At 50.8% G+C, this 6,863-nt stretch carries 6 protein-coding genes and 2 tRNA genes; 5 read left to right on the top strand and 3 right to left on the bottom strand.

Annotated elements, in window-relative coordinates:
• From J5224_RS19215 to mtfA, 3 genes are all read right to left on the bottom strand, one after another.
• Positions 1-1,244: tyrosine-type recombinase/integrase (locus J5224_RS19215; protein WP_264626877.1), on the bottom strand; the 1,244-nt coding region annotated here is incomplete at its 3' end.
• Between the two features lie 161 nt (positions 1,245-1,405).
• A tRNA-Asn gene (locus J5224_RS19210) sits at positions 1,406-1,481 on the bottom strand.
• 108 nt (positions 1,482-1,589) lie between these two features.
• Positions 1,590-2,381, bottom strand: coding sequence for a DgsA anti-repressor MtfA (mtfA, locus tag J5224_RS19205; protein WP_264626876.1), 792 nt, complete (start codon positions 2,379-2,381; stop codon positions 1,590-1,592).
• A 96-nt stretch (positions 2,382-2,477) separates the two neighbouring features.
• Between mtfA and J5224_RS19200 the strand changes: the two genes are divergently transcribed.
• From J5224_RS19200 to aztC, 5 genes are all read left to right on the top strand, one after another.
• Positions 2,478-2,567 (top strand) — tRNA-Ser (locus J5224_RS19200).
• A 322-nt stretch (positions 2,568-2,889) separates the two neighbouring features.
• Positions 2,890-4,128, top strand: coding sequence for a CobW family GTP-binding protein (locus J5224_RS19195; protein WP_264626875.1), 1,239 nt, complete (start codon positions 2,890-2,892; stop codon positions 4,126-4,128).
• A 135-nt stretch (positions 4,129-4,263) separates the two neighbouring features.
• Complete coding sequence (gene aztA, locus J5224_RS19190) at positions 4,264-4,986, top strand: zinc ABC transporter ATP-binding protein AztA (protein ID WP_264626874.1); 723 nt, start codon at positions 4,264-4,266, stop codon at positions 4,984-4,986.
• Positions 4,986-5,873 (top strand): zinc ABC transporter permease AztB, encoded by an 888-nt coding sequence (gene aztB, locus J5224_RS19185; RefSeq protein WP_264626881.1) that lies wholly within the window; start codon positions 4,986-4,988, stop codon positions 5,871-5,873. The genes aztA and aztB overlap by 1 nt, the downstream gene beginning before the upstream one ends.
• Positions 5,874-5,930: 57 nt before the next feature.
• A complete protein-coding gene (gene aztC / locus J5224_RS19180; protein WP_264626880.1) occupies positions 5,931-6,836 on the top strand; it encodes a zinc ABC transporter substrate-binding protein AztC in 906 nt (301 codons plus the stop codon).
• Positions 6,837-6,863 lie beyond the last annotated feature (27 nt).

Below are 6,863 nucleotides of genomic sequence, written 5' to 3'. Positions count from 1 at the left end.
CTCGCATAAATATACGGCGCAACGTACCCCTCACGGTTCACATCCAGATAATCCGACCACCACTGCATCATCGCAATTCGGGCATGAAGGTGCTCCGCTTTATGAACATAGGCCGCCCGCACGCTGTTACGCTCCTGATGGCTCATTTGGCGCTCGACGGCATCCCGCGACCAGAGTTCTGACTCCATCAGAGCACTGCATGCCATCGCGCGGAATCCATGACCACACACATCATTTTTGGTGTCATACCCCATTAACCGCAATGCCCTGTTAACCGTGTTTTCACTCATTGGTTTGGTCGGGTTATGATCGCCAGGGAATACCAATTCCTGATGGCCGGAGATATCTTGTATCTGTTTCAGAATAGCTACGGCCTGTTGGGAAAGAGGAACGAGGTGCGGGGTGCACATTTTTGCTCCGCGCCCGGAGTAGCGTACGTTAGTAATGGCCTCCCGGGTGGCGGGAATGGTCCATATCTTGTTCTTGAAATCAAACTCACCCCAACGGGCAAAGCGCAACTCACTGGAGCGGATAAACAGATGCAGGGTGAGCATCACCGCTAATCGGGTCAGTTGCCTTCCCTTGGTGTAATCGTTAATGCGAGCCAGCAACTCAGGAAGGCGCTCAAGCGCAAGGGCAGGATAATGACGTTTAACCGGCGGTGCGGTGACTCCTTCCAGATTCAGCGCCGTATTGTTTTCTATCAGCCCCCGTTGTACGGCGTAGCGCATGATGTTGCACAGATACTGCCGGGAGCGGGACGCAACTTCCAGTAGCCCTTTTGCTTCGATACCTTTAAGCAGAGCGGTGAAATGCTGTGTTTTTAACTCCGTCACGAGCATGTTGCCAATCGCCGGAAAGAGATGGTTGTTCATGCTGGAAAGCAGCCGGGCGGCGTGGCTTTCTGACCAGGCCTTGTTGCTGCCATGCCAGCTGAGTGCGACGGTTTTAAAGCATTTTTCAGGGGAACTGGCAGCCTTTTCAGCGATGCGTTGCTGCATCGGGTTGATGTTGTTCGCCAACTGCTTGCGGATGGTTTCACTCTGCTGCCGTGCCTCGGCAAGGGTGATCAGCGGATAGGCACCCAGACTGAGACGGGATTCTTTACCCTTGATGCGATATTTGAGATACCAGTTGCGTGAACCGTTGGGATTGACGAGTAAATACAGACCGTGAGAATCGGAAACTTTGAAGGGTTTTGCGGATGGTTTTAAGTTGCGGATTTTTGAGTCGTTAAGAGACATTTGGGGGTCACTCCGTCATCGAACCAACTTGACCCCAAATCTGACCACCAAATTCTCCCGATGCGGAGGGAAAACTGAAAATGCATCGGGAAGACTTTTCACGCTAACTCATTGAATCCGAATCATATAAGGATTCGCAAAGCGGCATGAAAACAAGAATTTGGCTCCTCTGACTGGACTCGAACCAGTGACATACGGATTAACAGTCCGCCGTTCTACCGACTGAACTACAGAGGAATTGCGTAAGCGGGGCGAATATTATCGGTCGGCTGGCAGGCTGTCAACGGTAAATTCGCCCGTATCGTCTGTTTGCTTAGGCTGTGTACAGTTGAGGCCAATTCTTCGTCAATAGAGCACGGGGGCTCGCTGGTTGGCCTGCTGCCAGGATTTTAAACGCGCCAGGGGATCTTGCTGGTAGAAGTGACTAAAACAGCCATAAAGCGTAGGAAAACGGTCGAAAAGAAGCTCTGGTGCACTGAAGAAATATTCAGAGAGCACCGCAAAGCATTCCGTCGGATCTTGGGCTGCGTAAGGATCCATGCTGGCGGCATCCTCTCCAACTTGATCGATTTCATCTTGCAGTGCTTCCATGGCCGCGTGTAACTGCGTTTCCCACTCCACCACATCGCGTAAGGGAATCGGTGGAATACCGGTGGCTTCACCGCCATTACGGATATCCAGCTTGTGAGTGACCTCATGAATGACCAGATTGAACCCCGATAAATCAAAACTGTCCTGCACTTCTTGCCAGTTCAATATGATGGGGCCCTGATCCCAACTTTGGCCGGATTGCACCACCGGCCCCGCGTGCACCAGACCTATATCATCCTGCCATTCATCATTAACAATGAAAGGGCCGGGATAGATTAACACTTCATGGAAACCGTTTAGCCATTCAATGCCGAGATTGAGCACGGGCAAGCAAAACAGCAGTGCGATTCGCTGCTCCATAACGGACGTTAGCGTCAGTCCCTGTAAGGGAATGATGCGTTTTTGATGTAATAAATCACTGGCAAGCAGGATAAGTCGCTGTTGCTCGCTATCGCTTAACGGTGCCAACAGCGGAATGGCAAGCGCATCTTGCCACTGAATGGGTGTGCTTTCCGGTGCGTGCTGTGTTTTCCATGGCCATTTCATCGTCGTGTTGCTCGCTAAGTCGTCACTTGAATACAAAGGCAAGGATATCTGCTGTTAAAATGCCGTAAAACAGGGCATGATAGCAACCACTTAAACGGAGAGGTGCCAGAGCGGCTGAATGGACCGGTCTCGAAAACCGGAGTAGGGGCAACTCTACCGAGGGTTCAAATCCCTCCCTCTCCGCCACATATTCAAACAGTTATAGCCATTCCCTTCTGTGATTAAAATCCCGCTGAGCAAATCCGAGAAAAAATTCAGCTTATGTACTGTACTTGCTGGAACCTATTCTACCCTTTCCCATTAAGACAAAAATACCACCTGAAACGAAGGCTTATTCCCTGAGTTTTCTACCCTTTCTCTTGTTGTCATTGTTTCAGCGCCATGCTAATGCTTCTCTTAAAATCAAAATTGTTATGTTATAACATCATAAATCGATTTGACGGTCACGACAGTGTTGACTGGGTGTGGTCTGCATCAGGAAATGACAGTGTGAGAATAGGGTAGGGCTATGTCGGATACAGTATCAACGATGAAGGGCGGTAAACGAATACCGCTGATTATTCTCAATGGTTTTCTCGGCGCAGGGAAAACCACATTACTAAAAAGTTTACTGGTTCAATCCCATCAACGGGGCTATTCCGTTGCGGTGATTGTTAACGATATGAGTGAGTTGGATGTTGATGGTGTGCTGATCGCAAATACGGAAATTGTTTCGCCTCAGCGCCAAAATATGGTCAGCATCGCTGCTGATAATATCAGTAGCGACATGGGGATTACCAAACTTGATAGCGCCATCACGCGCTTGTTGAGTAACGAAATGGGAAGTGGTAACACGCCTGATTTTATCTTGCTTGAGACTTCAGGCAGCAGTCATCCTCTTCCGTTGGTGCGCTATTTTCGTGATCATCCGCAGGTTTGTCTGCACGCCTTCCTGTCGCTGGTGGATGCGGTGATGCTCCATGAGGATTATGACGATGGGTATGGCCTTATCACTGCCTTGCAACAACATCTGGAGCAGGGAAAGAGGAGTGTGGTCAACCTGTTGGCAGAGCAACTTATGTTCTGTAACCAGATGATTTTGACCAAACATGACAGATTACCGCGCGAGACACTCGCCGACATTGGCACTGCTATTCACCCATTGAACCCTGAGGTGGGCATTGTTGCTGTGCCGTGGGGAAACCTTGATCTGGAAGCAGTGTTGGCGTTACCCCCTTACGACTTTCACCGCGTCGCGCGATTGATCGACGAATTAACGGAAGACATTGGTACCGTCTGTTCGCCGGCATCGCACTCCGCGCTCTCCTCATGTGTTATTCAGGATGAACGTCCTTTCCACCCTCAGCGCTTGTGGGATGCTTACCACCACCATATGGGGAGCGGGGTATATCGGAGTAAAGGTTTTTTTTGGTTGCCGGGAAGGGACGATCTTGCATTGTTATGGAATCAGGCGGCTGGCAGCATCAGTCTGGCGTTCATTAGTTATTGGAAATCAGGTGTGCTTGAACACACGGACAGCCCTCTGACCGCAGAAGAGCGACAGGCACTTCAACAGCAGTTAGCCACATCATCCGGTCGATTTGGCGATCGACGCTGTGATTTAACCATCATCGGCGAGAAAGCGGAAATAGAGACGTTTGCTACCGTGCTGCGTCAGTGCTTTCTTACTGAAGAGGAGATTGTCTGGTGGAAGAAGGGAGGGGATTTTACCGACCCCTGGCCCCGCACGGTTGTTCATATGCAGTGATTCGGTGCCCGATGAGCTGATTTCACGCTGCCTGATACACCCCTACGTAAAAATGGATTTATTCTCATTTACCAATCATTAACTGTTATGTTATAACGTATCAATTCGTAACTGGTTGTATGGAATGTGACAGACATGATTGATGCCTCGCTACAGCTCAATGGATTGGCATTCGGGTATGGCCGTCACCCCGCGATAAAAAGTATCACTGGCACGATTGCGGCAGGCTCATTGACGGCGTTGATCGGGGCCAACGGTTCTGGGAAATCGACGCTGCTCAAAGGTATTGCCGGTATTTTGCGTCCGATGGCGGGCACGCACACCAAGGCTTTGGGTGTGCGTGTTGCCTATTTGCCACAAACAAGTGAATTGGATCGCAGTTTTCCTGCTTGCGTAGGCGATCTGGTGGCATTAGGGCTGTGGTCTGAAAGGGGATTGCTCCGTCGACATCGTGCTCAGGAGCGCCAAAGGAGGGCTGATGCATTAGCGTCAGTGGGTTTGGTGGGGTTTGAAAACACACCACTGACCGTCTTGTCGGGAGGACAATTTCAACGAGCGCTGTTTGCGCGGGTTATTGTACAAAATGCCCACATCATCCTGCTCGACGAACCGTTTAATGCCATCGATGCAGAAACTACGCGGATGATGTTGTCGCTCATCAAGCACTGGCATCAGCAGGGCCGAACGGTGCTGGTGGTTATTCACGATCTCAACCTGGTGAGATGCCACTTTCCTGAAACTATCGTCGTTGATGGCGAGTTGCTGGCCTGGGGAAAGACGTCCGCCGTACTCGATACGCTAGCGTCATCATTATCAACGGACACGCGGTGTGCCGTAGCGAGTGGGGGCATGCAATGATTGCCTGGCTTTATACCGCTTTCGTCGTGCCCTTTGTTGAATTTGGTTTTATGCGGCGTGCCCTGTTTGGTGCTCTTTTTCTTTGTTGTAGTGCCTGCCCGGCGGGGGTGTTTTTGACCTTACGGCGCATGAGCCTGATGGGCGATGCGATGTCACATGCCATCTTGCCTGGGGCTGCAGTCGGGTTTCTGTTGTTTGGGCTGGATATTGTTCCGATGACGTTGGGGGGCGCAATCGCCGGGGTGATTGTGGCGTTGAGCGCGGGTGTGGTATCGCGTTTTACGGTTCAAAAAGAAGATGCCGCCATGGCCGCGTTCTACCTGATTTCACTGGCGTTCGGCGTACTCATCGTGTCGCTGCGCGGTTCAAGCGTTGACTTGATGCACGTGCTGTTTGGCACGGTGCTGGCCTTAGGGAACGACGCGCTGTTGCTGATTTTGTCGGTAACGCTGCTCAGTCTGTTAACGCTGTTTGTTTTCTGGCGTGCGCTGATTGCGGAATGTTTGGACCCGCTATTCTTACGCTCGGTGTCGCGCTTGGGTTCAACGGTCCATTTTCTGTTTTTAATGCTTGTTGTGCTCAATCTGGTTGCTGGCTATCAGGCGTTAGGCACGCTGTTATCCGTGGGGGTCATGATTTTACCCGCAGTAACGGCGCGTTTCTGGGCCCGGAGAGTGCTGGCGATGTGCGTGCTTGCCGTGCTGCTGGGGAGCATCGCTTGTGTCAGCGGTCTGCTACTTTCTTTCCATTTTTCGTTGCCTTCTGGCCCCACCATTATTCTCGCCTGCGGATTTTTATACCTGCTATCTGCCGCCATTGTCGTGTTGAAAAATAGTCACGTCATCACCCGAATCACTTTTCGTCGAGTGAATAACGGGCAATCATGAAAGGAGTTCAGGGTTATGCGTTTCACTGAGTTTTTACGTGGGAGTGTGGCGATACTGATGTTTATCGCTGCGTGGGGACCTTTACCGGCTAATGCGAAAATACAGGTTATTGCCAGTTTCTCTATTATTGGCGATATCGCCAGCAATATTGGTAAAGAACGTATTGAACTGCGCACCATTGTCGGGCCAGACAGTGATGCCCACGTGTATGAACCTTCTCCGGCAGACGCTATTGCACTGTCCAAAGCCGATGTCATTCTCACCAACGGTTTGCAGCTTGAAGGTTTTATCAAACGTCTGGTTACCGCGAGTGAAACCTCGGCGCAGATTATAGAAGTCACCCAGGGCGCGAATATTATTCAGGATCCTGCAGGGGGGCATTACCATTTTTACAATGGCAAAGCGGTGTTTCATGCCGCCCCTTTCGATCCCCATGCCTGGCAATCAATTGCCAATGCGCGTGTTTATGTGAAAAACATTACTGATGCCTTTTGCATCGCGGATAAACCTGGGTGTGATAGCTATCGGGCCAACGCCAAAATATATGATGCCAGGCTAGCCCAATTACATGAACATATTCAATTCAGCATCACGTCCATTCCAGAAAACAGACGCACGGTGGTGGTGGGGCATAATGCATTCCGTTATTTCGAACGCGACTACGGCATTCATTTTTTATCACCGCAAGGGGTATCGACCGCATCCGAAGCGTCTGCCGCCGATGTGGCTGGAATACTCAGAGAGATAAAGAAGAACAACGCCGCCGCCGTATTCGCCGAGAATATCGCAAACTCGCGTCTGGTTGAGCAAATCGCTGCGGAAGCAGAGCTCAGCCTCGCTGGCGTGCTGTATTCAGATGCGCTCTCTGGCACATCGGGCCCAGCCCCAACCTATATCGATATGATGCAGCACAACGCCGATACGCTAATTGCTGCGCTGAGTGAAAACCAAAAGGTCCAATAAATCATCACGACGTCTGGTGAGATTTAT

The organism is Candidatus Symbiopectobacterium sp. NZEC135 (assembly GCF_025962695.1).
Note: the sequence above shows the minus strand (reverse complement) of the source record. Positions and strands in the feature narration are given on the sequence as shown.